Annotated in this window: 25 protein-coding genes; 9 read left to right on the plus strand and 16 right to left on the minus strand. The window is 69.0% G+C overall.

From position 1 onward, the window contains the following. Positions 1–86: 86 nt before the first annotated feature. Genes ACFWZ3_RS10760 through ACFWZ3_RS10775 form a run of 4 tightly spaced genes read right to left on the minus strand, consistent with a single transcriptional unit; the run spans position 87 to position 2,967 of the window. Positions 87–1,082 (minus strand): two-component system sensor histidine kinase NtrB, encoded by a 996-nt coding sequence (locus tag ACFWZ3_RS10760; RefSeq protein ID WP_439707734.1) that lies wholly within the window; start codon positions 1,080–1,082, stop codon positions 87–89. A 48-nt stretch (positions 1,083–1,130) separates the two neighbouring features. Further along, entirely contained in the window at positions 1,131–1,610 is a 480-nt protein-coding gene (locus ACFWZ3_RS10765) for a group I truncated hemoglobin (protein WP_439707735.1), read from the minus strand. 14 nt (positions 1,611–1,624) lie between these two features. Then, positions 1,625–2,515 carry a DUF3034 family protein gene (locus ACFWZ3_RS10770; RefSeq protein WP_439707736.1) on the minus strand — a complete coding sequence of 297 codons (891 nt, stop codon included), beginning with the start codon at positions 2,513–2,515 and terminating at the stop codon, positions 1,625–1,627. A gap of 47 nt (positions 2,516–2,562) precedes the next feature. Beyond that, positions 2,563–2,967: a COG4315 family predicted lipoprotein gene (locus tag ACFWZ3_RS10775; RefSeq protein WP_439707737.1), complete on the minus strand. Its 405-nt coding sequence runs from the start codon at positions 2,965–2,967 to the stop codon at positions 2,563–2,565. Positions 2,968–3,114: 147 nt separating this feature from the next. Here ACFWZ3_RS10775 and ACFWZ3_RS10780 point away from each other — a divergent pair, with 147 nt between their 5' ends. Next, positions 3,115–4,626, plus strand: a complete 1,512-nt coding sequence (locus tag ACFWZ3_RS10780; RefSeq protein WP_439707738.1) for a DUF2235 domain-containing protein — start codon at positions 3,115–3,117, stop codon at positions 4,624–4,626. A 130-nt stretch (positions 4,627–4,756) separates the two neighbouring features. Here ACFWZ3_RS10780 and glnA read toward each other — a convergent pair whose 3' ends face one another. After that, entirely contained in the window at positions 4,757–6,166 is a 1,410-nt protein-coding gene (gene glnA, locus ACFWZ3_RS10785; RefSeq protein ID WP_439707739.1) for a type I glutamate--ammonia ligase, read from the minus strand. A gap of 259 nt (positions 6,167–6,425) precedes the next feature. On the opposite strand from glnA, the gene ACFWZ3_RS10790 reads away from it, so the two are divergent. Further along, entirely contained in the window at positions 6,426–7,223 is a 798-nt protein-coding gene (locus ACFWZ3_RS10790; protein ID WP_439707740.1) for an undecaprenyl-diphosphate phosphatase, read from the plus strand. A gap of 16 nt (positions 7,224–7,239) precedes the next feature. Here the strand turns inward: ACFWZ3_RS10790 and ACFWZ3_RS10795 are convergent, their stop codons facing one another. Together ACFWZ3_RS10795 and ACFWZ3_RS10800 are read right to left on the minus strand one after the other, a co-directional pair. Then, the gene (locus ACFWZ3_RS10795) at positions 7,240–8,052 is read right to left on the minus strand and encodes an energy transducer TonB (protein ID WP_439707741.1); all 813 of its coding nucleotides are present in this window, start codon (positions 8,050–8,052) and stop codon (positions 7,240–7,242) included. Positions 8,053–8,138: 86 nt separating this feature from the next. Further along, positions 8,139–8,876 carry an energy transducer TonB gene (locus ACFWZ3_RS10800; protein ID WP_439707742.1) on the minus strand — a complete coding sequence of 246 codons (738 nt, stop codon included), beginning with the start codon at positions 8,874–8,876 and terminating at the stop codon, positions 8,139–8,141. A 258-nt stretch (positions 8,877–9,134) separates the two neighbouring features. On the opposite strand from ACFWZ3_RS10800, the gene ACFWZ3_RS10805 reads away from it, so the two are divergent. Further along, positions 9,135–10,976 carry a CHASE3 domain-containing protein gene (locus ACFWZ3_RS10805; protein WP_439707743.1) on the plus strand — a complete coding sequence of 614 codons (1,842 nt, stop codon included), beginning with the start codon at positions 9,135–9,137 and terminating at the stop codon, positions 10,974–10,976. 36 nt (positions 10,977–11,012) lie between these two features. On the opposite strand, the gene ACFWZ3_RS10810 is transcribed toward ACFWZ3_RS10805, so the two are convergent. Next, positions 11,013–11,363, minus strand: a complete 351-nt coding sequence (locus ACFWZ3_RS10810) for a lysozyme inhibitor LprI family protein (protein WP_439707744.1) — start codon at positions 11,361–11,363, stop codon at positions 11,013–11,015. A gap of 192 nt (positions 11,364–11,555) precedes the next feature. After that, on the minus strand, positions 11,556–12,515 hold the full coding sequence (locus ACFWZ3_RS10815) for a LysR family transcriptional regulator (protein ID WP_439707745.1): 960 nt from the start codon (positions 12,513–12,515) through the stop codon (positions 11,556–11,558). A 149-nt stretch (positions 12,516–12,664) separates the two neighbouring features. Here ACFWZ3_RS10815 and ACFWZ3_RS10820 point away from each other — a divergent pair, with 149 nt between their 5' ends. The 5 genes from ACFWZ3_RS10820 to ACFWZ3_RS10840 all read left to right on the plus strand — a co-directional run bounded on the left by ACFWZ3_RS10820 (position 12,665) and on the right by ACFWZ3_RS10840 (position 19,936). Next, a complete protein-coding gene (locus ACFWZ3_RS10820) occupies positions 12,665–13,861 on the plus strand; it encodes an efflux RND transporter periplasmic adaptor subunit (protein WP_439707746.1) in 1,197 nt (398 codons plus the stop codon). Between the two features lie 91 nt (positions 13,862–13,952). Next, positions 13,953–17,141 carry an efflux RND transporter permease subunit gene (locus ACFWZ3_RS10825; RefSeq protein WP_439707747.1) on the plus strand — a complete coding sequence of 1,063 codons (3,189 nt, stop codon included), beginning with the start codon at positions 13,953–13,955 and terminating at the stop codon, positions 17,139–17,141. A 202-nt stretch (positions 17,142–17,343) separates the two neighbouring features. Continuing rightward, positions 17,344–18,744 carry an efflux transporter outer membrane subunit gene (locus tag ACFWZ3_RS10830; RefSeq protein WP_439707748.1) on the plus strand — a complete coding sequence of 467 codons (1,401 nt, stop codon included), beginning with the start codon at positions 17,344–17,346 and terminating at the stop codon, positions 18,742–18,744. Between the two features lie 221 nt (positions 18,745–18,965). Beyond that, positions 18,966–19,424, plus strand: coding sequence for a TolB family protein (locus ACFWZ3_RS10835; RefSeq protein ID WP_439707749.1), 459 nt, complete (start codon positions 18,966–18,968; stop codon positions 19,422–19,424). Continuing rightward, positions 19,388–19,936, plus strand: a complete 549-nt coding sequence (locus ACFWZ3_RS10840) for a hypothetical protein (protein ID WP_439707750.1) — start codon at positions 19,388–19,390, stop codon at positions 19,934–19,936. Before ACFWZ3_RS10835 ends, ACFWZ3_RS10840 begins: the two co-directional genes overlap by 37 nt. A gap of 99 nt (positions 19,937–20,035) precedes the next feature. Here the strand turns inward: ACFWZ3_RS10840 and ACFWZ3_RS10845 are convergent, their stop codons facing one another. From ACFWZ3_RS10845 to ACFWZ3_RS10875, 7 genes are all read right to left on the minus strand, one after another. Beyond that, positions 20,036–21,175: an AI-2E family transporter gene (locus tag ACFWZ3_RS10845; protein ID WP_439707751.1), complete on the minus strand. Its 1,140-nt coding sequence runs from the start codon at positions 21,173–21,175 to the stop codon at positions 20,036–20,038. Then, positions 21,172–21,468, minus strand: coding sequence for a hypothetical protein (locus ACFWZ3_RS10850; RefSeq protein ID WP_439707752.1), 297 nt, complete (start codon positions 21,466–21,468; stop codon positions 21,172–21,174). Before ACFWZ3_RS10850 ends, ACFWZ3_RS10845 begins: the two co-directional genes overlap by 4 nt. Then, positions 21,465–21,917: an ABC transporter ATP-binding protein gene (locus ACFWZ3_RS10855; protein WP_439707753.1), complete on the minus strand. Its 453-nt coding sequence runs from the start codon at positions 21,915–21,917 to the stop codon at positions 21,465–21,467. The genes ACFWZ3_RS10850 and ACFWZ3_RS10855 overlap by 4 nt, the downstream gene beginning before the upstream one ends. 25 nt (positions 21,918–21,942) lie before the next feature. Continuing rightward, the gene (locus ACFWZ3_RS10860) at positions 21,943–22,320 is read right to left on the minus strand and encodes a DUF883 family protein (protein ID WP_439707876.1); all 378 of its coding nucleotides are present in this window, start codon (positions 22,318–22,320) and stop codon (positions 21,943–21,945) included. Positions 22,321–22,424: 104 nt separating this feature from the next. Beyond that, positions 22,425–22,580: a DUF1328 domain-containing protein gene (locus tag ACFWZ3_RS10865; RefSeq protein WP_091335435.1), complete on the minus strand. Its 156-nt coding sequence runs from the start codon at positions 22,578–22,580 to the stop codon at positions 22,425–22,427. 126 nt (positions 22,581–22,706) lie between these two features. Beyond that, positions 22,707–23,327: a YbhB/YbcL family Raf kinase inhibitor-like protein gene (locus tag ACFWZ3_RS10870; RefSeq protein WP_439707754.1), complete on the minus strand. Its 621-nt coding sequence runs from the start codon at positions 23,325–23,327 to the stop codon at positions 22,707–22,709. 73 nt (positions 23,328–23,400) lie between these two features. Continuing rightward, on the minus strand, positions 23,401–24,489 hold the full coding sequence (locus ACFWZ3_RS10875; RefSeq protein ID WP_439707755.1) for a PQQ-dependent sugar dehydrogenase: 1,089 nt from the start codon (positions 24,487–24,489) through the stop codon (positions 23,401–23,403). A gap of 128 nt (positions 24,490–24,617) precedes the next feature. Here ACFWZ3_RS10875 and ACFWZ3_RS10880 point away from each other — a divergent pair, with 128 nt between their 5' ends. Continuing rightward, positions 24,618–26,093 carry an AAA family ATPase gene (locus tag ACFWZ3_RS10880; protein WP_439707756.1) on the plus strand — a complete coding sequence of 492 codons (1,476 nt, stop codon included), beginning with the start codon at positions 24,618–24,620 and terminating at the stop codon, positions 26,091–26,093. Positions 26,094–26,578: the final 485 nt, after the last annotated feature.

Here is a 26,578-nt window from a genome sequence, read left to right on the forward strand (position 1 = left end):
CCCGCTTGCGGGCGATGCTTCCGGTCCGGTGTCACGCAGAGCATCGCCCGCAAGCGGGCGCCCACAGGGTTCGGAGAACATGCGGGTCATGCGTGTTCCAGCGGCAGCCACAGGGTGAACGTGGTGGCGCCCGGCGTGCCGGCGTGGCGCAGCTCGCCGCCATGTTCATGCGCGATCTCGCGCGCCATCGCCAGGCCCAGGCCGGTGCCGTCGGCGCGACCGGACACCAGCGGCTCGAACAGCGTGTCGCGCAGGGCAGCGGGGACGCCCGCGCCATCGTCCACCATGTCCAGCCGCAGGGCGGTGCGCAGCACGCGTTCGCCCAGCCGCACCCCATGTTCGGCGCGGGTGCGCAGGATCAGATGGCGCGCGCCGGCTTCGCGCGCGTTGCGCGCCAGGTTGAGCAGCAATTGCTGCAGGCGATCGGCATCGCCTCGCAGCTCCGGCAGGCTGGGGTCGTAGTCCTGGCGGATCGCCAGCGGCGAAGGTTCGGCCTCCAGCAGCGCGACGACCCGCTCCAGCACCGCGTGCAGGTTGATCGCGTCCTGCGGCGACGCGCCGGCCGGACGCAGCAGGCGATCGGCCAGCGCGGCCAGCCGGTCGGCCTCGGCGATGACCATGCCGGCCAGCGCCTTGAGCTCCGCCTCGGCGACGCGCCGCTGCAACAGTTGCGCCGCACCGCGCAGGCCGGCGAGCGGGTTCTTCACCTCGTGCGCGAGGCCGCGCAGGCTGGCCGAGACTGGGGAGCTTTCGGCTGGTGGCGGCGCGAGCACGTGCACTTCCAGCAGCAGGTGTTCGGCATCGAGCGGCTGCAACGACACGTCGAGCCGCCGCTCCGGCGCGCCCAGGCGCAGGTCGCGCCATTGCACGGTGCGTTGTTCGTCGCGCGCCCGCGCCGCCTGGGACGCCACCGCCGGCTCGCCCAGCAGCGACGCCAGCGGCTGGCCAATGGCGCGTCGCGGGCCCAGCTCCAGCGCTTCGGCCAGCGCCGGGTTGAGCCAGGCCAGCTGCAAGCGGGCATCGACCAGGCCAAGCCCGGTCGTCGCCTGTTCCGCCCATGCGCGCCAGTCGGCTTCGTTCATTGCACCATCATGGGCGTTGCGCCCTCTTGGTGCAATGCAGCCGCCGGACTACGGGGTCACGACCTCCCGGTGCATCGGCGCCAGCCTGGCCAGCAGCTTGTTTTGTGCGCGGAACGGGATGCCGTGCTTGTCCATCGCCTTCTGCAGGTCCTCCACCAGCGCATTGAACTGGCTGCGGTGGATGTCCAGCCCGCGGTGCACCTGCGCCATGTTCTTGCCGGTGTAGGTGCAGGGGCCATCGAGGATCACGCAGAACTGGTCGACCAGTTCGGCCTTGACGTGCTCGCGGTCGACCGGCTCGAAGAACGGCCGCGTGCGCGGGTCGGCCATCAGGTTGGCCATGAAATCGTCCATCAGCGCGACCAGCCCGGCCTTGCCGCCGAACTGGTCGAACACCGGCTTGAGCGACGGGTCGCGCGGCGCCGGGTCGGCGGCCGGATGGGTCACCGGCATGGCGCTCTGCGCCTGGGCCGCGCCGACGGCGAGGCCGGCGGCCAGGAACAACGGAAGAAGCGACTGCTTGAGCATGAGGTTGTTCCTTGTCAGAAGCCGAGCTGGACGGAGGCGTAGAGGCCGCGCTGGCGGTCCTTGATCACGATGTTGCCGAGGTCGGCATAGGCAAGGGTCACCGACACGTGCTTGGTCGGTGACCAGGCGACGAAGGCGTCGTACCAGTCGTCCTCCTTCGCGATGCCGAGGTTGTCCGGCTTCATGCGGTACTCGGCGCCGATGGCCCACTGGCGGGTGAGCAGGTAGGCGACCGAGGTTTCCAGTTCCGCCTGGTAACCGTCGTGCCGGTCGCCGCCGAAGCCGAGGATGCCGATCTGGTTGGCCTTGGTGAAACGCACGGTGGCGTTGACCAGCAGGCTCTGGGCGAGGAACAGCTTGGTCGCGTCGATGTAGTAGTCGGTGCCCTGCGAGCGCGTGGCACCGACGAACTTCACGATCGCGTCCTGGTTGTTCTTCTTGTACTGCGCGCCGATGGAAACCTGCGGCAGCCAGCTGTCCTGCTCCAGCACCGCATCGCCGAACAGGCGCACCTTTACGCCGACCACGTCCTGGCGGAAGGTGAAGCCGCGTCCCAGGCCGAGCGCGGCACCGACGTCCTCGGTGTTGAAGCGCTGCTGCGCGTAGGAAAGCTCGACGCGGTTGTAGAAGCCGACCATCACGCCGGCGTCGTCCAGGTGGTAGTCGGGCAGGTTCACCCGCGTGTAGAAGGCGTTCGCACCGATCTGGTCACGCGTGCCGTAGCCGCCGATCACCGCCCACGGCGTAAGCCCGCCACCGGCGGCGCCCTCGACCTGGCTCACGCCGCCGGTGAGCAGCAGCTTGCCGCTGGTGCCGGCATCGTCGGCCATCGCCAGGCCCGGCGCCGTCGCGGCGATGAGAAGCGCGCCGAGCAGCGTTGCCCGGTTTCCCCGTTGCTTGTGCATGGTGTCTCCCTGTCTGGGACGCGCCCCAAGCGCGCCACCGGATGGAGTTACGGATGGATGGCCGGTGCGGATGCAGCCGCGTCGAGCGCCCGATGCCACGTGCCGTTGAGGCCATCGCCACGCGCGTCGCCCGGCGCGGCATCGCCGGCATAGCGGTAGAGCGGGCGCCCTTGCCAGGCCCACTGGCGGCGGCCGTCGGCGCGCACGATCCGGCCGAACCCCTGCGGTGCGGACGCCGCGGCCGGCGCCTCCAGCGGTGGCCAGACCGCGGCACACGGGCCCGTGCAGGCACTTTGCCCGGGCACGGCATCGGCGTCGTAGACGTACAACGCGCGCCCCTGACCGTCGACCAGCCGGCCCTGCCCGTCATGGGTCGGGATCGTCTGGGCGGCCACGACCGTCGCTACCGCGAGCATGCCTGCCATCCACCACCATCGCTTTTGCCTGTTCATCCAACGTCCCCCTCGCGGCCCGTCGCCGCCCCTGCGAGGTACGCGACGACCGACCGCGCGGATGCATGCCGAGCTGCGACGGCGACGACGGTTCGGCCACCACCGCGCGCGTAGGGTCGGCCCTGGGCAACCGGGGAGGACACCGCCATGAGCCAACTGATCGTCTGCTGCGACGGCACCTGGAACACCCTGGAGCACACCGACCAGGGTCTGCCGGCGCCCACCAACGTGGCCAAGCTCTACAACGCCGCGGTGAAGGACGAGCAGCAGCAGGTCTACTACCACCCCGGCGTGGGCACCAACGGCGGCTGGCTGGACCGGGTGGTCGGCGGCGGCACCGGCGCCGGGCTGGAGCGCAACATCATGAGCGCCTACCAGTGGCTGGCCGTGCGTTACCAGCCGGGCGACCGGATTTTCCTGTTCGGCTTCAGCCGCGGTGCCTACACCGTGCGCAGCCTGGGCGGGATGCTCGCGCACAGCGGCCTGCTCGACCTGTCGGACGCGGCGCTGGCACCGGCCGAGGTGTGGTCGCGCGTGCAGCAGGTGTTCGAGGCCTACCGGTCCGGCAAGCCGTTCGCCAACGCCAATGGCTGGGCCTTCCACGGCGTGCCGCCCGGGCAACCCACGGAGGGCACCATCGGCGTGCACTTCATGGGCGTGTGGGACACGGTCGGTGCACTGGGCATTCCGCTGGAGTTGTCGGTATTGCGCTTCATCGGCGACCCTCGCCGCTACCAGTTCCACGATACGAAGATCAGCCTGATGATCGCCAACGCCCGCCATGCGGTGGCGATGGACGAGCGCCGTGCGGACTTCATGCCGACGCTGTGGACGAACATCCGTCGTCCCGACCGGGTGCACCAGGTGTGGTTTCCGGGCGTGCACGGCGACGTCGGCGGCGGTTACGCACAGGCGGGGCTGTCCGACATCGCGCTGGCCTGGATGCTCGACGAAGCCGCGACCTGCGGCCTGCGGCTGCGCGAGAACACGCGCGCGCAGTTGCGTCCCGATCCGCAAGGCGTACTGCACGACTCGCGGCAGGGCCTGTTCAAACTCGGCCGCAACCAGCCGCGCGCGGTGGCGCAGGTGGCCAGGGCCAGCGTGCTCGCCGGACTGGTGCACCCGAGCGCGCTGGCGCGGCAGGTCGATCCGCCGCTCGCGCAGGGCGACTACTGGCCCACCCGCGTGCTCGCGGGCGGCGAGCGGACGGCGCTGGACGTGTTCGCCTCGACCCACTGGAACATCACCGGGCTGTACCTGGAGGCCGGCGTCACCTACCGCTTCGGCGCCTCGGGCGAATGGCTCGACGCGGGCGCCAAGTTCTCCCCCGCCGGCGGTGAGCTCGATGGCCACCACGCCTCCGACATCGCGCGCCTGGCGGCCACCGCCCTGGGCTCGGTGGAACACGTGTTCAACGCCGCCAGCCACGGCGACAGCGATTTCTGGTTCACCCGGCGCGTGGAGTCGGCGCCCTGGTGCGCACTGATCGGCTTTGTCGCCAATGGCGAAGGCGACGACCGCGGCGAGACCTTCGTGATCGGCAACGGCTGTCGCTTCACGCCGGCCGCCAGCGGCTATTTCTACGCCTACGCCAACGACGCCTGGCAGGCCTACGCCAACAACCACGGCAGCGTGGCGCTGGTGGTCGAGCGGCCCTGAGCTCTCCGTAGGAGCCAACTCGTGGGCGATGCTCTTTCGCGCGGGGGACAAAGAGCACCGCCCACAAGTGCGCTGCTACAAAAAAAGACGGGCGCCGAGGCGCCCGTCCCGTCGACCCCTGTCGCTGCGGTCAGATCGCGTAGTACATCTGGAATTCCAGCGGATGCGTGCTGGCACGGTAGGCGGTGACCTCCTTCATCTTCACCTCGATGTAGGCATCGATGAAGTCGTCGGTGAACACGCCGCCGGCCTTGAGGAACTCGCGATCCTTGTCCAGCGCGGTGAGCGCTTCGTCCAGGCTCGCGCACACCTGCGGGATGTTCTTCTCTTCTTCCGGCGGCAGGTCGTACAGGTCCTTGTCCGCCGGCGCACCCGGGTCGATCTTGTTGATGATGCCGTCCAGGCCGGCCATCATCAGCGCGGTGAACACCAGGTAGCCGGAGTTCATCGGATCGGGGAAGCGCACCTCGATGCGGCGGCCCTTCGGGCTGGACACGTACGGGATGCGGCAGCTCGCCGAGCGGTTGCGCGCCGAGTAGGCCAGCATCACCGGCGCCTCGAAGCCCGGCACCAGGCGCTTGTAGCTGTTGGTGGTGGAGTTGGCGAAGGCGTTGATCGCCTTGGCATGCTTGAAGATGCCGCCGATGTACCACAGCGCCATCTGCGACAGGCCGCCGTACAGCTCACCGGCGAACAGGTTCTGCCCGTCCTTGGCCAGCGACTGGTGCACGTGCATGCCCGAGCCGTTGTCGCCGACGATCGGCTTGGGCATGAAGGTCACGGTCTTGCCATTCTGGTGCGCCACGTTGCGGATGACGTACTTCATCGTCATCAGCTCGTCGGCCTTCTTCACCAGCGTGTTGAACTTGACGCCGATCTCGCACTGGCCGGCGTTGGCCACTTCATGGTGGTGCACCTCGACCACCTGGCCGAGCGATTCGAGCACCTTGCACATGTCCGCGCGCAGGTCGCCCAGCGAGTCGACCGGCGAGACCGGGAAATAGCCGCCCTTCACGCCCGGGCGGTGGCCGGTGTTCTGGCCGTCGTACTTGTAGCGCGAGGACCAGGCGGCCTCTTCGGAGCCGATCTCGTAGAACACGCGGCCCATGTCGTTCTGCCAGCGCACCGAGTCGAAGATGAAGAACTCCGGCTCCGGCCCGAAGAAGGCGGTGTCGGCGATCCCGGTGGACTTGAGGAACGCCTCGCCGCGCTTGGCGATCGAGCGCGGGTCGCGGCCGTAGGCCTGCATGGTCGAGGGCTCCAGCACGTCGCAGTGCAGGATCAGCTGGGTGTGCGCGGAGAACGGATCCAGATGCGCGGTGTCCGGATCGGGCAGCAGCACCATGTCCGACTCGTTGATGCCCTTCCAGCCCGGGATCGAGGAGCCGTCGAACATCTTGCCGTCCTCGAAGGTCGACTCGTCGATGGCGTGCGCCGGGAAAGTCACGTGATGGTGCTTGCCGAGCATGTCGGCAAAACGCAGGTCGACGAACTCGACGTCGTGTTCGGCGATCAGGTCGAGCACTTTCTGGGCGGTCATGGGCAAGCCTCGGAGCGGGAAAGGATGCGGGCGTTACTGCAATGCCCGTGCCAGCCCCGATCCCTGTAGGAGCGCCCTTGGGCGCGACCGCCATGGCGCGCACGAAGAGCATTCCGGTCGCGCCCAAGGGCGCTCCTACAAGGGCGACTGCACCGGTTTCGCCCGATCGTTGCACCAAAACGACGCAATCCGGCCTCACGCCGCCGTGCCCGCTTCCCCGTAAGCTATGCCGCTTTACCGAAGTGCCGGAGAGCCCTTAGTGAGCGACCTGATCCGCGTCATCCTGCTCGGCATCATCGAGGGCATCACCGAATTCCTGCCGATCTCCTCGACCGGGCACCTGCTGATCGCCGAACAACTGGGCCTGGGCCAGCGCTCGGACCTGTTCAACATCGGCATCCAGGCCGGCGCGATCCTGGCGGTGACGCTGATCTACTGGAAGCGCCTGTGGCAGCTGCTGACGCAGTGGCGCGACCCGGCCAACCGCGATTACCTGGCCAAGCTCACGGTGGCGTTCCTGATCACCGCGGTGCTTGGCTTTATCGCGGTGAAGTGTGGCTTCACGCTGCCCGACACGGTGACCCCGATCGCCTGGGCGCTGGTCATCGGCGGCTTCTGGATGATCGGCGCCGAAGCGGTCGCGGCGCGCCAGCCGGACCGGCGCGAAGTGACCTGGACGGTGGCGGTGCTGGTGGGTATCGCCCAGATGCTCGCCGGCATCTTCCCGGGCACCTCGCGCTCGGCAGCGACGATTTTCGCCGCGCTGCTGGCCGGCACCAGCAACCGCGCGGCGGCCACCGAGTTTGCCTTCCTGGTCGGCATCCCGACGATGTACGCGGCGACCGGCTACGAACTGCTCAAGGTGATGAAGAACGGCGGCGCGGTGCACGAGGACTGGAGCGCGCTGATCGTCGGTTTCGTGGTCTCGGCGATCGTCGCCTTCGCCGCGGTGAAGTGGTTGCTGGGTTACATCCGCACGCACCGCTTCACGCCGTTCGCGATCTACCGCATCGCACTGGGCGTGGCCTTGCTGCTCTGGCTGCCGGCCGGCGGCTGAAGCCCCGGCCGGGCGATCAACCCGGCGGACCCGCGATCAGCTGGACCGGGCTGTCCAGCGCGACCGTCTCGCCGATCGGACTGACATCGCCGGGTGCCTTGGGCGCGGCGTCCCTGTTTGCCTGCCTGGAAAGCGCCTCGCTGCGGCTGATGCTGTTCAACGCATAGACGAACGGCACCTGGATGCGTGTTGCCACCGGTAGTCCGTCGACCTGCTCCGGCTGTGCCACGGCATGGCGCATCACCGCTTCGGCAGATTGGATGAAGGCACCGGGATTGGGATGGTTGATGCGATGGCTGGCTGCGTGGATGTCGGTCAACGTGCCGTCCGGGTGCACGATCGCTTCCATCACGACCGATCCCTGGCCGCGCTGGCGCAGCTCGTTGCGCGGGTATTCGGGGAGCACCGGAAAGGCGAGACCCGGCCCGTTCGAGCGGTACACCGCACGCAGCCCGTAATTGCCGCCCGTCTGGCGCACGACCTGCAGCGCGAGCCGCACGTAGGTGCGCGCCGTCACCGCGCGGCCGCCGCGCACGGGCGGCTTGAAATGCCAGTGCGCGATGGCCTCCCTTGCCGGCGCGACAAGCGTGGCGGGGACCTCGCCGGAGAGCCCGATCGCGGTGATGCTGCCGTCGGCCCCGATATCCAGCGCCGCCTGGGCGCGGTATTCGCGTGCGACCTGTGCCTCGGCCGTCGCTGCGCGCGCTGGCGCGACGCCCGCTGCGAGCAGCGCGCACAGCGCCCATGCCGACGCCATGCCTGCCCGCCCGGTACGCTGGCCTGTGCCCTTCGCACCCGCGCCAGGCGCGGCGGCGGTGATCCGTGTCATCGGCTTCATCCCTTTTCCCCTGTCGTGGATGGCTCCCGCACGCCCCGCGTGCGCGATGCCAGTTCATTACGTGTCGGCACCGCGCCTCAACCGCGCGGCTCGGCCACCAGCGGTTGCACGGGACTGTCCAGCGCGACGGCTTGCCCGGACAGCTCAGGTGTTTCGCGAGCCTCTGCGCCAGCGTCTTTCGTCCGGTCGGGCCTGGCCCCGGCAACGCCCGCCGAAGCCTGCGTGGTGAAAGTGACCGGGATCTGCACGCGGGTGGCGACCGGTTTGCCATCGACCCGTTCGGGCAGCGCGCGGCTGTGGCGTATCGCCTCTTCCACCGCCAGCGCGCACTGCTTTCGTGCGAGCGGGCTGCTGAACTCGGAAGCGACCAGCCTGATGTCGGTCAGGCTACCGTCCGGTTGCACCACGGCCGCCATCGTCAGTCGACCGTCGACCTGCTCCATCGGCCATCGGGGCGGCCGAAGCGCCAGTGCCGGGCCGTTCTTGATGTAGCGCACGTCTACGCCGTAGTTGCCATCCGGCTGCTTGGCCAGGACCAGGTCGACCGATGCATAGGTACGTGCCGTGACCGCACGGCCATGCCGCATGGGGGGCTTGAAGCGCCAGCGCTTGATCGCTTCCTGGGCGGGTGCGCTCAGCACGGCCGGAATCTCCCTGGGCAATTCGACCCGGGCGACCTGTCCGGCCGTATCGACGTCCAACCCGGCCTGCAGGTGATACGTCTGCACCACCCGTCCGTCGGCCGCGCGTGCGGGCGCTCCGGGCAACACGAGCGCGGCCCACAGTACGACTTCCCTTGCCAGCCCAGCCCCCATCCCTGCGCCCTCCCGGCGTATGCATGCGACGGCAGCCTACACCGTCGGTGGCGCGAGAAACGGAGGCGTGGGCGCGGCATCCCAAGTCGCCGTGCGCGAACGGCCCAGGGTGCCCACGCCCCGCGCACGCCGGATGTGCCTACGATGGCCGCGCGCGCTGGCCGCCCCGGTCCGGCTGCATACGACGGCGTCTTCATGGCAGCAGAGAAACCACCAAGCCTGGTCCGGTCGCGAATCATGCTGGCGGCGGGTTTTGTCTTGTTGACCTCGCTGCTGGCCGGAGCCTACGTGCTGGCGGCGGCGCGCGAGGCGGGGATGGAACAGCAGCAGCATATCCAGGCGGTGCGCGCCTCCCTTCGCAGCACGATGCTGACGATCCAGGGCGCCGAGACCGGGCAGCGCGGGTACCTGCTGACCGGGGAAAAGGCCTATCTGGCACCGTACGTCCGCGCCCGCGCCCGGTTGACGGCGTTGATGCAGACGCTCGACCACCAGATCGAGGACCCGCACCGGCGCCGCGACCTGCCCGAGCTGCGCGCGCTCATCGCGGGCAAGCTGGCCGAGCTGGCGCAGACGCTATCTTACTACGACCGTGGCGAACACGCAGCGGCGGCGAAGCTGGTGCAGTCCAACCTGGGCATGCAACTGATGGAGCGCATCCGCACGCTGGTGGGGTCGATGCTGGTCGATTGCGACCGCAGCATTGCCGCCGAACAGGCGCGCGAGCGCCTGCTCTCGCGCTGGGTACTGACCGGCGCCTCGGCGTCGGCGCTGGCGATCCTGGGACTGGCGATGCTGACGCTGCGCGAGATGTCGCGGCGCCACCGCATGATGATGCGGGTGCGCGACGAGCTGCTGTCCTCGAGCGAGGCGCTGCGGCGAAGTACCGAACGCCAGGCGATGCTGGAAGAAGCCGTGCGCCAGTCGCGCAAGATGGAAGCGCTGGGCGCGCTCACCGGCGGCATGGCGCACGACTTCAACAACATGCTCGCGGTGGTGATGGGCAACCTGGAGCTGCTCAAGGCGCGCCTGGCGCGGGGAAACCACGATGTCGGCCGCTACGTCGGCTACGCACTGGAGGCGACGCGCCGCGCGGGCGAGCTCACCCAGCGGTTGCTGGCCTTTGCGCGCAAGCAGCCGCTGCATGCGGTGCTGGTAGCAACGAACGAGGTGGTGGCCAGCACCACCGAGGTGATCCGTCGCACGCTTGGGGGCATCTACAGCGTGGAGCTGAAACAGCCGCCCGACCTGTGGAAGACCCGGGTGGACGTCAACCAGCTGGAAAGTACGCTGATCAACCTGGCGGTCAATGCGCGCGACGCCATGCCCGAAGGCGGACGGCTGACCGTGGAGACGGCCAACGTGTTCCTCGGCGAGGACTTCGCCAGCGGCCGCCCCGACGTGGCCAGCGGCACCTACGTGATGATCGCGATCACCGACACCGGCCACGGCATGACGGCCGAGGTCCGGCGCAAGGCGTTCGAGCCGTTCTTCACCACCAAGGCGGCCGGCAAGGGCACCGGCCTGGGGCTGAGCCAGGTGTACGGCTTCATCAAGCAGTCCGGCGGACACGTGGACATCGAGAGCGAGGTCGGCAGGGGCACCACCATCCGCCTCTACCTGCCGCGTGCCGACGGCGCGGCCGCGACCGGTCCGGCGCGCTCCGACCGCACGATCGGCGGCCTGCCCCGCGGCAACGGCACCACGCTGATCCTGCTGGTGGACGACGACGTCGGCGTGCGCGTATTCGCGGCGGAGGCACTGACCGAACTGGGTTATCGCGTGCTCACTGCCTCCAGCGGCCATGACGGACTGGCCGTGCTGGACGCCCATCCGCAGATCGACCTGTTGCTCACCGACGTGGAGATGGCGCAGCTCACCGGCTGGGAGCTGGCCGACATCGCCCGGCAGGTGCGACCGGGCCTGAAGATCCTGCTGATGACCGGCTTCACGCGCGAGGTTACCGAGCGCATCGGCGAGCGCATCCCCGGCGCCGGACTGTTGCGCAAACCATTCACGCTGGAGGAGCTGGCCCGCCGCGTGCACGGCTTGATGTCGGACGGCCCGGATCCGCCGCCGACCCAACGCTTCGGGGCCTGACGGCATCGACGCCTGGCCTCGCCACGCGGGGTGGAGTCATCGCGCGAGCGCGGTCATGCGCTCTTCGAGCTGGGTCGCGCGGTCGGCATCCATCTCGACCACGCAGGCAGCCATGCCGATGTCGATCTCTTCCCGCCCGCAGCGGGCATCGCGCCAGCGCAACCAACGCTCCTGTTCGTCGTCCAGCGGCGCCCGCCGGAACTGGCCCATGCGCGTCGCAAGCCGGCGGTAGGCCTGATCCACGCGGCGGTGCTGATACGGGTACTCGGCACGGATGCAGGCGACCGCATCATCCGCGTCGCGCCCGTTCTTCAGGCAGGCCACGTAGGTCGGACGCAGCTTGATCCGCACGAGGGCGGCATCCAGTGCGGCATCGCTGGTCGGCATGGGATAGGCCGGCCAGCGGTCGGCGGCGTGCGCCACACCCCAACCCAGAGCAAGGAGGCACGCGCAAAGCGATGCCCTTTTGGCGACGTGACGCATGGCGTTCTCCCGAAGGCAGTCTGACCCGTGAGGGCGGCCCGGGAGCCTGTCGCAAGGCGGCCTGTGTTGTCTGTCAGCGCTCGCCGCGTACCGCGGTCAGGCAGCCGCGGCGGACACGCTCTGCTTGACCGTCCCAGCCGGTACCGGCGTCCGGAACTGCGGCTCGTTGGTCCGCTCGAAGATTTCGCGTACCCATTCGATGAATGCCTGCACGCGGGCGGAAAGGTGCTTCTTCTGCGGATAGACGATCCACACCGGCTTGCCGGTGGAGCGGGTGTCGGTCATCACCAGTTGCAGTTTTCCCCAGTCGAGCATGCAGGCGACCATCATGTGCGGGGCCTGGGTGATCCCCAGGCCCGCGGCCACCGCCTGGATCACCGACTCGGCGTCGTTGATCAGGAGGTGCCCGTCCACGTCCACGGCGATCGGGCCGTTGGCGCCATCGAACATCCACTGCCGCGGGCGGCCGTTGGGATAGACGTAGTTAATGCAGCGGTGCTGCTTGAGGTCGTCGATGGTCTGCGGCGCGCCATGCCGGGCCAGATAGGCCGGCGAGGCGCACACCACGTTACGCAGGTAGCCGATCTTGCGTGCGATCAGGCTGGAGTCTTCCAGCTCGCCCACGCGGATGGCGCAGTCGATGCCCTCGCCGTTCAAGTCCGCCGGCAAGTCGCTCATCGACAACTCCAGCCGGATGTCCGGATAGCGCTGTTCGAACTCGGCCAGGCGCGGGATCAGCGCCGCGCGCCCCACCGCCAGCGACACCGCCACACGCAACTTGCCGACCGGCTTGCGGTTGGCATAGCCGAGCGCCTCGGTGGCTTCGGCCAGGTCGGCCAGGATGTCCTTGCAGCGCGCATGGAACACCGCGCCATCGTCGGTCAGCCGCAGCGAGCGCGTCGAGCGGAACAGCAGGCGCGCGCCGAGGCGTTCTTCCAGCCGGGACACCGCGCGGCTGACGCCCGAGGGGGTCATGCCCAACTGTGCGGCAGCGGCGGCAAAGGTCTTGGCCTCGACCACGCGGACGAAGGCAGAAATTGCTGCGAAGTCTTCCATCGAGCCCACTCCAGGGTGATTCGTGACTCGGCGGCACTATTGCATTGCACCAAGCCGCGGTTTTCTATACCGGCAAGTGTACCTATTCTCCCGGGCCTCCGCCGGTTCTGTACCGACCGGTGCACTAATTTTAGACCCGGGAGCGCAACATGAAAAAGCGATGGATCCTCTTGAGCCTGGCCGTGGCCGTGGCGGCCGGCAGCTGGGCAGTGCTCGGCAGCCAGGGCGAAAGCCACGCGCAGGAAGCCGGCGCGCCGCCGCCGCCCGCGGTCACCGTGGCGCAGACACTGGTGCGGCCGGTCAGCGATACCGATGCCTTCACCGGACGCCTGCAGGCTGTGGACACGGTGGAAGTGCATCCGCGCGTCAGCGGCTACGTCACCGCCGTGCATTTCAAGGAAGGCGCGCAGGTGCGCAAGGGCGAACTGCTGTTCACCATCGACCCGCGGCCCTACCAGGCCGAGGTCGACCGGCTCGCCGCCACGCTCGAGCAGGCCCGCGCCGAGCAGAAGCTGGCCGCCTCTAACGCCGAGCGCGCGACCAAGCTGCTGGCACAGCATGCCATTTCCACCCAGGAAGCCGACCGCCTCGCCACCGCCGCGGCCAGCGCCAGGGCGCAGGCCGCGGCCACCGGCGCGGCGCTGGAGGCGGCCCAGCTGGACCGCAGCTTCACCGAGGTGCGCGCGCCGATCGACGGTCGCGTCAGCAACGCGCGGATCACGGCCGGCAACCTGGTGACGCCCGCCGACGTGTTGACCCGCGTGGTCAGCATCGATCCGGTGTATGCCTACTTCACCATCGACGAGCACGCGTATCTGAAGCTCGACCAGCTGCGCCGCGAGCGTGGCGTCGCGCCTCAGGTGGCGATGGGACTGGTGGATGAAGCGGGCTACCCGCACGCCGGCCGCATCGACTTCGTCGACAACCAGCTCGACGCCGACAGCGGCACGATGCGCCTGCGCGCGGTGTTCGACAACGACGATGGCCGCTACACGCCGGGCCTGTACGTGCGCCTGGAACTGCGCACGCCGAGCAAGAAGCCGCGCGCGCTGATCGACGAGCGTGCCGTCGGCACGGACCTGGGCAACAAGTTCGTCTACGTGCTGGAGCCGGACCACAAGGTGGCCTATCGCAAGGTGACGCTGGGGCCGCTGGCCGACGGCTTGCGCGTGGTCACCGCCGGCCTCACCGCCAAGGACGTGGTGGTGGTCAACGGCCTGCAGCATGTGCGGCCCGGCATGGAAGTCAGCCCCACGTTGGTCGCGATGGAAAGCCGCAGCCTCGATGCCGACAGCCAGTTGGCTGGCGCCGGCAACGGCAACGGCAAGGTCGCTTCGCGCAATTGATGACCCCTGTAGGAGTGCCCTTGGGCGCGACCGGGATGCATGGCGGTCGCGCCCAAGGGCGCTCCTACAAACGACAGATCCAGGAATCGTCATGAAACTCGCCCAATATTTCGTGGAGCGGCCGATCCTCGCCGGCGTGCTGTCGGTGCTGATCGTGATCGCCGGTGCGATCTCGCTGTTCAAGCTGCCGATCGGCGAATACCCGGAAGTGGTGCCGCCGACCGTGGTCGTGCGCGCGACCTATCCCGGCGCCAACCCCAAGGTGATCGCCGCCACCGTCGCCACGCCGCTGGAGGAACAGATCAACGGCGTCGAAGGCATGCTCTACACCGCCTCGCAGGCCACCAGCGACGGCGCGATGACGCTGACGGTGACCTTCGCGCTCGGCACGGACCTGGACAACGCCCAGGTGCAGGTGCAGAACCGCGTGGCGCAGGCGCTGCCGCGGCTTCCGGAGGAGGTGCAGCGGCTCGGCGTGACCACGCAGAAGAGCTCGCCGGATCTGACCATGGTCGTGCACCTGATCTCGCCCGACCAGCGCTACGACATGCTGTACCTGTCCAACTACGCGCGGCTGCACATCAAGGATCAGCTCGCGCGCCTGGACGGCATCGGCGATGTGCAGCTGTTCGGCGCCGGCGAGTACTCGATGCGGGTGTGGCTGAATCCGGAGAAGCTCGCCATGCGCGGGCTGACCACCGGTGACGTGGTCAACGCGATCCGCGAGCAGAACGTGGACGTGGCCGCCGGCTCGCTCAACGCGCCGCCGGCGCCCAACGGCGCGGCCTTCCAGCTCAACATCAACACCCGCGGCCGCCTGGTCAGCGAGGACGACTTCGCCAACATCGTGCTGCGCATGACGAAGGACGGCGCGGTCACGCACCTGCGCGACGTGGCACGCGTCGAACTGGGTTCGAACAATTACGCGCTGCGCAGCCTGCTCGACAACAAGCCGGCGGTGGCGATGCCGATCTTCGCCCGTCCCGGTTCCAACGCGATCCAGATCTCCGACGAAGTGCGCGCCACCATGGCGCAGCTGAAGGCCGACTTCCCGCAGGGCGTGGACTACAAGATCGTCTATGACCCGACCGTGTTCGTGCGCGGTTCGATCGAGGCGGTGGTGCACACGCTGTTCGAGGCAATCGCGCTGGTCGTGCTGGTGGTGATCCTGTTCCTGCAGACCTGGCGCGCCTCGATCATCCCGCTGGTGGCGGTGCCGGTGTCGCTGGTGGGCACCTTCGCGGTCATGTACCTGGCCGGCTTCTCGCTCAACGCCTTGAGCCTTTTCGGCCTGGTGCTGGCGATCGGCATCGTGGTCGATGACGCGATCGTGGTGGTGGAGAACGTCGAGCGCCATATCGAGCATGGCCTCAAGCCGAAGGAAGCCACGCGACGCGCGATGACCGAAGTGACCGGGCCGATCGTGGCCACGGCGCTGGTGCTGTGCGCGGTGTTCATCCCGGCGGCCTTCATCAGCGGCCTGACCGGCGAGTTCTACCGCCAGTTCGCGCTGACCATCGCCATCTCCACGGTGATCTCGGCATTCAACTCGCTGACCCTGAGCCCGGCGCTCTCGGCGCTGCTGCTGAAGGAACGCGGCGCGCCGAAGGACCGCTTCAGCCTCCTGCTCGAGCGCGGTTTCGGCTGGCTGTTCCGCCCGTTCAACCGGATGTTCGTCAGCGGCGCGGACCGCTACGTCGGCGGCGTGCGCCGCGTGCTCGGTAAGGGCGCGCCGGCGCTGGTGATCTACGGCGCGCTGGTGGCGCTGGGCGTGTTCGGCTTCATCCACGTGCCGGCCGGCTTCGTGCCCTCGCAGGACAAGCAGTACTTGGTGTCGTTCGCGCAGTTGCCGGATGCCGCCTCGCTTGATCGCTCCGAGGATGTGATCCGCCGCATGAGCGATATCGCGCTGAAGCAGCCGGGCGTGGAAAGCGCGGTGGCGTTCCCGGGCCTGTCGATCAACGGGTTCACCAACTCGCCGAACTCGGGAATCGTGTTCGTGACCCTGAAGCCGTTCGAGGAGCGCACCGACCCATCGCTCTCGGCCGGCGCGATCGCCGGCGCGCTCAACCAGAAGTACGCCGCGATCCAGGACGCCTACATCGCGGTATTCCCGCCGCCGCCGGTGATGGGCCTGGGCACGATCGGCGGTTTCCGCATCCAGATCGAAGACCGCTCCGACCAAGGCTTCGAGGAGCTGTTCAAGCAGACCCAGAACCTGATCGCGCAGAGCCAGAAGACGCCGGCGCTGGCCGGGCTGTTCTCCAGCTACCAGGTGAGCGTGCCGCAGATCGACGCCGAGGTGGACCGCGAGAAGGCCAAGGCCGAGGGCGTGAACCTGGCGGACGTCTACCAGACCATGCAGGCCTACATGGGCTCGCTGTACGTCAACGACTTCAACCGCTTCGGTCGCACCTACCAGGTCAACGTCTCGGCCGAGCCGGGCTTCCGTCGCGAGCCGGAGGACATCCTGCGGCTGAAGACGCGCAATGCCGCGGGCGAAGCGGTGCCGCTGGGTTCGTTCGTGCAGGTGCACCAGGGCGTCGGCCCGGACCGCGTGCAGCACTACAACGGCTACCCGACCGCCGAGATCAACGGCGGCCCGGCGCCGGGCTACAGCTCGGGCCAGGCGCAGGCAGCGATGGAGAAGCTGGCCCGCGACAACCTGCCCAACGGCATGAGCTTCGAGTGGACCGAGCTCACCTACCAGCAGATCCTCGCCGGCAACACCGCGGTGCTGGTATTCCCGCTGTGCGTGCTCTTGGTGTTCCTGGTGCTGGCCTCGCTGTACGAGAGCCTGACCCTGCCGCTGGCGGTGATCCTGATCGTGCCGATGGTGCTGTTGTCCGCCATCGCCGGCGTGTGGCTGTCCGGTGGCGACAACAACATCTTCACCCAGATCGGCCTGATCGTGCTGGTGGGCCTGGCCTGCAAGAACGCCATCCTGATCGTGGAGTTCGCGCGCGAGGCGCAGATCCACGAAGGGCTGGACCGCTGGCAGGCGGTGCTGGAAGCGGCACGGCTGCGACTGCGCCCGATCCTGATGACCAGCTTCGCTTTCATCATGGGCGTGGTGCCGCTGGTGACCTCGCACGGCGCCGGTGCCGAGATGCGCCACGCGATGGGCGTGGCGGTGTTCTCCGGCATGTTGGGCGTGACCTTCTTCGGCCTGCTGTTCACCCCCCTGTTCTACGTGATCGTGCGCGGCTGGAGCGAGCGTGCGGCGGCCAGGCGTGCCGCCCGCCATGCGGCGCTGCCGGTCGCGATCGAGGAGCATTGATATGTCACACGTTACGAAACACCTGCTCCCTCTCCCCCGGCTGTTGTCAAAAATGGGGGAGAGGGCTGGGGGCCGCTCTAGCGACGGCCCTGCATCAGAGCTGGCTCTGATCAACTCCCCCGCGAGCCCCGCCCCCTCACCCCAACCCTCTCCCCGCAGGGGAGAGGGAGCAAAAACTTCGCTCCGCATTCTGGTTGTGGCCATGGCCGCACTGCTCGCCGGCTGCATCAACGTCGGCCCCGACTACCGCCAGCCGGTCGAGCAGCCGGTCGCACTGCAGGGCGTGGACACCGCGCGCCAGTCGAACGCCGACTTCCAGGCCGACTGGTGGAAGCAGTTCAACGATCCCACGCTCGACAGCCTGATCACCCGCGCCGCCAAGAGCGCACCGGACCTGAAGATCGCACTGGCGCATCTGAACGAAGCGCGGGCGCTGCTCGGCAGCGCGCGTTCCGAGCAATGGCCGGACATCGAAACCGGCGCCAGCTACACGCGCAGCCGTGGCCAGACGCCGGGCTTCAGCGAGCAGCGCACCACCACGACCACCTACCAGGCTGGCTTTGACGCCAGCTGGGAGCTGGACCTGTTCGGCGGTGTGCGCCGCCAGGTCGAGGCCGCGCGCGCCGAGAGCGAGGCCGCGGCGGCCTCGCTGCAGGATGCGCAGGTGACGCTGTTCGCCGAGGTCGCGCGCAACTACTTCGACCTGCGCGGCACTCAGCTACGCATCGAAGTGGCGCAGCGGGACGTCGCCAACCAGCGCGAGGCGCTGGAGCTGATCGAAAGCCGCGCCGCGCTGGGCACCGGTTCCGAGCAGGACGTCGCCAGCGCCCGCGCACGCCTGGCCGGCGTCGAGGCGACACTCCCGGTGCTCACCTCGCGGGCGCAGGCGGACAGCTTCCGCCTTGCCGTGCTGCTGGGCGAAAGGCCCGGCAGTCTGGACGTCGACCTCTCGAGCGCGCACTTCACCCCGATCGATACCACCCTGCCGATCGGCAACGCCGACGACGTGCTCAGGCGGCGCCCGGACATCCGCATCGCCGAGCGCGAACTGGCCGCCGCCAACGCACGCATCGGCGTGGCCAAGGCGGACTGGTTCCCGCACATCCGGCTGGGCGGCTTCCTCGGCTTCCTGGCCGGGCGCAGCAACGACTTCGGCAGCCCGGCCACGCGCGCCTGGTCGATCGCGCCCAGCATCAGCTGGTCGGGCCTGAACGCGCAGCGCGTGCGTTCTGGCGTGAAGGCGAGCGAAGCCCGCGCAGACGGCGCCCTGGCCAACTACCAGCGCACGGTGCTGCGCGCGCTGGAAGACGTCGACAACGCGCTGGTCGGCTACAACCAGCAGCGCGTGCGCGTGCAGCACCTGTTCGAGCAGGCCGACCAGAGCGAGCGTGCCGCGAAGCTGGCGAAGATCCGCTATGACGCCGGTGCCATCGACTACCTGGAACTGCTCGACGCGCAACGCACGCAGCTTGCGGCCGAGGACCAGCTCGCCGAGGCCGAGGCCGGCATCAACCTTGAGGCCATCGCGCTGTACAAGGCGCTCGGCGGCGGCTGGCAGGCCTGCGCCGACGCGCGTTGCACGGCGCTCGCCGCCACGCCCTGACCCGGCCGGCCCCGCCATGACGGCGCACGCCGTCATGGCGGCCTGCCGACAGGCGCGCCCAACGGCAACGCCTTCTCTTCACCGCCCGCCCGCCATGCGAAGCAGGTCTTCAGGCACTGTTGCGCGGGCTGGCGTGCTCAACACACTGCCGCTTCATGGCGCCGCACCGCGCGATGCGCGAGTGACACCCCTGCGGCGCCTTCCCCCCACGAGGAAGACCCATGAACCCGCATCGCTTCGCCTGCGCCATGGCGCTCGCCCTGGCCTGTACCACCGCCGCCGCCGCCGAACTGCTCGCCCCCGGCGTGATTTCCACTGGCCTGCAGGAAACCTCGGCAACGTTCTCGCCCAACGGTGACACGGTCTACTTCATGCGCTCGGACTTCGGCGAGAAGGACGACACCATCCTGGTCTCCCATCGCCAGGGCGGGCACTGGTCGACGCCCGAGGTGGCCAGCTTCTCCGGCCAGTGGCACGACTCCGAGCCGAGCGTCTCGCCCGACGGCAAGCGCCTGTACTTCGTTTCCAACCGCCCGCCGCGGCCGGGCGCCGCGCCGGTGATGGCACAGATGGCCGGGCACACCTTCCCGGGAAGCATCTGTGGTACGTCGAGCGCCAGGCCGATGGCCGCTGGGGTGAACCGGTGCACGTCGAGGGCGCGCTCAACGACGGCGCGATGATCTACAACCCCTCCGTCGCGGCCAATGGGGACGTGTATTTTTCCGCGCACCGCACCGATTCCGGCCGCGCGTACCAGATTTATGTCGCACGCCAGACCGCGCACGGCCTGACGCTACCCGAGCGCGTCGCGCTGGGCGACCCCGCGCGCAACCGCATGGATCCGGCCATCGATCCGCGCCAGCGTTTCATCCTGTTCGCCGGCGACGAGGGCGACGCACTGGGCCGCGCCGACATCTACATCGCCTTCCGCCAGCCGGACGGGCGCTGGGGCAAGCCGGAGCACCTGGGCGGCGAGGTCAACAGCGACAGCCTGGAGAATGCACCTTCGCTGGGCCGCCGCTTCGGCGAGCTGTACGTGTCGAGCAACCGTGCCGACGAGGTGCACTTTCCCAAGGCGCGCGACGACGCGCACTCGCTGCAGCAACGCCTGGAAAGTCCGCTCAACGGCTCGCGCAACGTGTGGCGCGTGGACATCGGCGCGGTGCTGAAGGCGCACGGGATCGATCGCTGACGCTGGCCCACGGTAGGAGCCCGCTTGCGGGCGATGCTCTTGGTTGCCTTGCAGAAAAGCATCGCCCGCAAGCGGGCTCCTGCAAAAGGCCGTTCGCCGCTAGCGCTGCACCATCACCGCGAACCAGCCCCACCCCCGCACGCGCTCGGTGATCAGCTTGGCGCTGGTGAGCATCGGCACCGCCAGCAACGCGCCGGGGATGCCCCACAGCCAGCCCCACACCAGCAGCCAGATCAGGATCGCGATCGGCGACAGCCGCATGCGGTGGCCCTGGATCATCGGCGTGATCAGGTTGCCCTCGATCGCGGTGATGCCGGCGAAGGTGAGCGCCGGCAGCAGCGCCGGCCCGATGTCGTGCGCGTGGATCATGCCGACCAGTGCGAGCACGATGGTGGTGGTGATCGCGCCCACGTAGGGAATGAAGTTGGCGGTCATCGCCACCACGCCCCACAGCAACGGGTCGGGCATGTCGTACAGCCACAGCATCAGCGTGGTCAGCGCACCGAGGGTGGCGTTGATCGCCAGCGCGGTGAGCAGGTAGCGCGAGACTTCGATCTGGATGCTGCGCACGATCTCCACCGCGTGCCGCTTGTAGGCGAAGCCGGGCGAGATCTCCACCAGTCTGCGCAGCAGCGAATCGCCGTAGACCAGGAAGAAGAACACCAGCAGCACCACGGTGAGTACCGCGGCCAGCACCTTGGGCGCGGTGGAGACCACATCCCAGGCCGATATCGCCATGGTCGAGGAGGGCGCCGCAGTGGTGCGCAGCGGTCCGCCGACCAGCGTCTGGGTCGCCCGGTTGGCCGCTTCCAGCGGCTTGGTGACGCTGCGCAGCTTGGGCACGAAGCTGCGGATCGCTGCCGGCGCGCCGTGGAACCAGCCCAGCGCCGGCTGCGCCAATGCGCCGACGCCGGCGCCCAGCCCGGTCAGCAGCGCGAGCACCAGCACGCTGGCGGTCAGCCACCGCGGCAAGCGATGGCGGGCGCCGGAAGCGACGATCGGGTTGAGCGCCAGTCCGATGAAGGCGGCCAGCACCAGCGGAATCAGCAGCACGCGGGCGACCGTGACGGTGTACAGCAATGCCAGCACCAACAGCGCGTTGAGCACCACGCGTACCGCCAGCAGATGGCGGCGCAGGCTGCGCGCGAAGCGCAACTGGGGCGAGCCGGCGATCGGCGGCGGCACGGTCGCCGCCGCGTCGGCCGCAGCCGGCGCGACCACGGAGTCGGGGCCGTTCATGCGTCCTCGGTGACGTTCTGCGCGGCGGTGTGCGCGGCCAGGAAGCTCGCGCCGATAGTCGTGGCCTCGCTCAGCAGTGCCCCGAACAGGTGGTTCATGCCCGGCAGGTGCAGCGGCTTGGCGTGGGAGTGCCCGAGCAGGAAGCCCCCCGCCGCCGCGGTACCCAGAATCACGAACGGATGGCGCTCGCCCCGCGCCAGCAGCGCCGAAGCAGGACGCGTGACCGCGTGGCGCGCCTCGCGCACCCGCCGCTGCGCCGCGAGTACCCTCGCGCGTTCGCCAAAGATGCTCATGCCGCGTCCTCCCCTTCCACCCGGCGGCGGGCCCGGGCCCGCGTTTCGCGCATCATCGCACCCCATTCGGTACGCGTGGCGGGAAGACTCATCCAGTGCATGCAGCGGCGGAAGAACAGGATCGCCGCGAGCATGAAGACCAGCTGCAGCACGGACAGCGCCACCAGCGCCCAGACCCAGGACGCGAACCACTTGGCCAGCAGCACGCCGACCAGCGCCAGCAAGGTGAGGCCCAGCCCGACGCCGGCGACGGTGGCGGCCAGCCCGGCCAGCAACATCCACGAGAGCGCGCTGCGCGCGAGGCCGACTTCGGCCGACAGCAGTTCCAGTTGGGCGCCGAACAGTTCCTTGATCGCACGGCCCAGACCGGTCAGTTCGGCGAGCACGCCCGATGGCGGCGCCGCCTCGGCGGCACCGTCGTCGGTGGTGACTTGTTCGGCCTCTGGCATCCCTGGCACTCGTCGGTCGGAAGCGTCAGCGGCGCAGGATGCGGCCGAGCAGCCAGCCGGCCCCGACCGCGATGGCAATCGACTGCATCGGTTTCTCGCGAACGTACTCTCGGGCCTGTTCCATCCAGAGCTCGGCCTTGTCCATGGTCTCGTCGCGCATCTGGCGGCCACGCTCGCTCAGGTCCGCCGCCTTGTCGCTGGCCCGGTGCGCGGCGCTGGCGGTCTTGTCGGTGGCGCGGTGCACGCCCGCCTCGACCTTGTCGGCCGTGTTGTTGACCGCCTGCTTGGTACGCGCCACCGCATCGGAAGTGGCCTGCTTGACGCGCTCGGCACCCTGGTCGATGCGGTTGTGGGCGCCGGGCATGTCGGTGTCGGACAGATCGGTCGCGTCCGAAGCGGCCATGGCCGGATTCGGCACGGCCGGGTTCAGGCCGGGGTCGCGCGGGGTGGATGAGCTCTGGGTCGGGTTCATGGCGTTCTCCCGGTGGAAGGTGACGGCACCGCCGCTCAACTGGCGCGGCGGAAGAAGGCGATGATCGCCAGGATCAGAAAGATGACGAACAGGATTTTAGCGATGCCCGCGGCCGCGCCGGCGATGCCGCCGAAACCGAGGATCGCAGCGATGATCGCGATGACCAGAAAGACGATGGCGTAATGCAGCATGACGGCTTCCTCATGGGTTAAGAGACGATCCCCTTCCTGGGCCGGCCTGCAAGGCCCGATGGGTCTCATTCATCCACAGGGGTCGCCATCTGCACGTGAAGAGGCGCGTGCCAGTGCGCCCTTCGTTCACTTCGCGTCCGGGTTGATCGCGTAGGTGCCGGTCAGTGCGGCGCTGGCCAGCACGTGGCCGTCCATCGCCTGGCGCAGCTGGTCGCGGCTGAAGCCGGACGAGAGGCCGAGGCTGGGGACGTCCAGCGCGTGCAGTTCGAAGCGGTAGCGGTGCACGCGCGCGTCGTTCCAGGGCGGGCACGGGCCGTCGTAGCCGAGGTAGGTGCCGGCCATCTCGGGGTCGGCGGCAAACCAGCCGCTGTAGTCGTTCTCGCCCTGGTGGCTGCCGGCCGGTCCGGTCGGTGCGCGCTTGCCGTGCGGGGTGACGCCGTCACTGCACGACCCGTTGCCGAATTCACCGCATTCGGCCGGAATGTCGGCGATCAGCCAGTGCACGAAATCGGTGCGCGGCAGGTCGGCGCTCACGCTGCGGCCTTGCTTGTTGACGTCGTCACCGCGGCTGGGGGCGTCGCCATCGATGCACGTGAGCACGAACGAGCGCGTGTCCGGCGGGGCATCGCGCCAGGCCAGGTGCGGGTTGCGGTTGTCGGACAGCGCGATCGGGTCGCCCGGCTTGCCAAAAGCGCACGTGGACGGGATCGGCTGGCCGTCCTGGAAATCGTTGCTGCGTAGTTGCATGGACCTTCTCCTCTGGTCGAAATGCGGCCCCTCTCCCCCCCTGTTCGATCAATGACGGCGGAGAGGGAGCGAGTCAGCGCCCGTACGTCACGCGATACACGGCGCCAGCCGTGTCATCGCTCACCAGCAAACTGCCGTCGGGCAACGGCTGTACATCCACCGGTCGGCCCCAGGCCTGCTCGTCCTTTTCGAAGCCGGTGATGAAGGGCTCGTAGGACGCCACCTTGTCGCCCTCCAGCCGCACCACCATCACGCGATAGCCGGACTTCTTCGTGCGGTTCCACGAGCCGTGTTCGGCGATGAAGAGTGCGCCCCGGTAGCGCGCCGGGAACTGCTTGCCGGTGTAGAACCGAAGACCCAGCGAAGCGACGTGCGCGCCCAGCTTGAGCACCGGCGGCGCGTAGTCCTTGCACGGGTGGCCCTTGCCGAACTCCGGATCGGCGATGTCGCCCTGATGGCAATACGGATAGCCGAAATGCTGGCCCACGTGGTCGACGCGGTTGAGCTCGTCGCTGGGCACATCGTCGCCAAGCAGATCGCGGCCGTTGTCGGTGAACCACAGCTTGCCGGTGGACGGCCGCCAATCGAAACCGACCGTGTTGCGGATGCCGTAGGCGACGTCCGTGAGGCCGGTACCATCGGGATTCATGCGGGTCAGCTTGGCGTAGTTCTTGTCCTTGTCGCACAGGTTGCACGGCGCGCCGATGGGCACGTACAACTTGCCGTCGGGGCCGAAGGCAATGAACTTCCAGCCGTGGTGCGTCTCGGCGGGGAACTTGCCGTAGACCCGTTCGGGCCTGGGTGGATTGTCCAGGTGGTTCTCGATGTCGCGCAGCACCAGGATGCGGCTCACTGCCGAGACGTACAGGTCGCCCTTGTGGAAGGCCACGCCGACCGGCAACTGCAGGCCGCTGGCGATCACCCGCACCTTCTCCGCACGACCGTCGTGGTCGGCGTCGGTCAGTGCGTAGACCTTGCCGGCATCCATCGAACCGACGAACACGGTGCCCCGGGTGCCCAGCGCCAGTTCGCGCGCCTGCGGGACCTGATCGGCATAGACGGCGATGTGGAAACCCTTGGGCAGGGTCAGCCGTTCCAGCGCCGGAGCGGCCCACGCGGGCGCGGCGGACAGGGCCAGCAGCAGCACGGGCAGCAGACGCATGACGGCTCTCCTTGGCAGGCGGAAAGGTCAGCGTAACGCCGGCGCCGTGAAGCGGGGAAGGATGCGGCCGGTCGGGATGGGTGTCCGCCGCGGCCCCTGCTACCGTATCGGCCTCACGAGGGGGATACATGAGCGAACTGGACGACCTGGCCACCCTGGTCCGCGCGGCTACGCCGTTGCTGGTGATCGAGACGGTGGACGAGCAACGCGTGATCGAGTGCTTCCGCCACGTCATCGCGCAGTCGTTGCGGCCGCTCTGGCGCTGGACGCTGACCGATGGACTGCGCCGCCTGGACTTCGCCCAGCCGGCCGGCCAGGAGATCGCGTCGGATGCCGATGCGACACTGGACGCGATCCGCGCCGCCGGGGAGCGCGGCGTCTACCTGCTGTTCGATTTCCATCCGCTGCTGGGCTATGCGATGAGCCTGCGCCAGCTGCGCGAGATCGTGCAGCGACAGCGCAGCGCCGCGCACACCCTCGTGCTGGTCGGGGCGAAGATCGAGCTGCCACCGGCGCTGGAAGCCCTGGCCCTGCGCGTGCCACTGGCGCTGCCGGACATCAAGGAGCTGGCCGGGATATTGCGCGGCGAAGCGGCGGCGTGGCAGCGCGAGCAGGGTCGCCGGCTGGAGGTCGACGGCGATGCCGCGCGCACGCTGGTGCGCAACCTGGTTGGCCTGTCCGGCCCCGACGCGCGGCGCATCGTGCGCAAGCTGATCTACAACGACGGCGCGCTGGGTGCCGCCGACCTGCCGGACCTGATGCGCTCGAAGTTCGACCTGCTCAACCGCTCCGGCCTGCTGCACTACGAATACGCCACCGCGAGCTTCGCCGACGTCGCCGGCGTGTCGCGGCTCAACGCCTGGATCGAGCGGCGCCGCGCGGTGTTCCTCGACCCGCAGCCGGCGCTCGATCCGCCCAAGGGCGTGCTGCTGCTGGGGGTGCAGGGCTGTGGCAAGAGCCTGGCGGCCAAGGCCACCGCCGGCGGTTTCGGCGTACCGCTGGTGCGGCTGGATTTCGGCACGCTGTACGACAAGTACCAGGGCGAAACCGAAAAGAACCTGCGCGAGGCACTGGCCAGCGTGGAGCTGCTCGCGCCCTGCGTGCTGTGGATCGACGAGATCGAGAAGGGGCTGGCCAGCGGCGGCAGCGAAGACGGCGGCGTGTCGCGCCGCGTGCTCGGCTACCTGCTCACCTGGATGGCCGAACGCAAGACCAAGGTATTCGTGGTCGCCACCGCCAACGCCGTCGACCAGTTGCCCGCCGAGCTGCTGCGCAAGGGGCGCTTCGACGAGATCTTCTTCGTCGACCTGCCCTCGCCCGCGGCACGCGCGGCGGTGTTCGCGCTGCACCTGAAGCGGCGCAAGCTCGACCCGGCGGCCTTCGACCTGCCGGCCCTGGCGACCGCGAGCGAAGGTTTCTCCGGTGCCGAGATCGAGCAGGCCATCGTCAGCGCGATGTACGACACCGCCGGCAGCGGTACGGCGCCGGACCAGGCCGCCCTGTGCCGCGCACTGGAGCAGACGCGGCCGTTGTCCGTGCTGATGCGCGAACAGGTGCAGACGTTGCGCGAATGGGCGCGGGAGCGGTGCGTTCCGGCCGACTGATCGCGATCCGCTTCCTTCCTCCCCGATGAGGGGAGAGTGACGCCTCGCCGAACCCCAACGTACACCACGAACCGGCGCCCTCTCCCCGGAGGGAAGAGGGCTTCAGAGCGTGACGCCTAGTCGGGCCCCCACGCACACCGGCAACCCGCTCACTCTCCCCACCGGGGAGAGGGCTGGGGTGAGGCGCCGCTCTAGCGATGAACCAGCTCCAGGGCACGGCTTCAAACGTCCTCCCCGCGAGCCCCGACCCCTCACCCAAACCCCCTCCCCGGAGGGGAGAGGGCTTCAGAGCGTGACGCCTCGTCGGGCCCCCACGCACACCGGCAACCCGCTCACTCTCCCCACCGGGGAGAGGGCTGGGGTGAGGGGCCGCTCTAGCGATGAACCAGCTCCAGGGCATGGCTTCAAACGTCCTCCCCCGCGAGCCCCGACCCCTCACCCAAACCCTCGACCCGGAGGGGAGAGGGCTTCAGAGCGTGACGCCT

This window comes from Frateuria sp. GZRR35 (genome assembly GCF_051900415.1).
Taxonomy (GTDB): Bacteria; Pseudomonadota; Gammaproteobacteria; order Xanthomonadales; family Rhodanobacteraceae; genus Frateuria_A.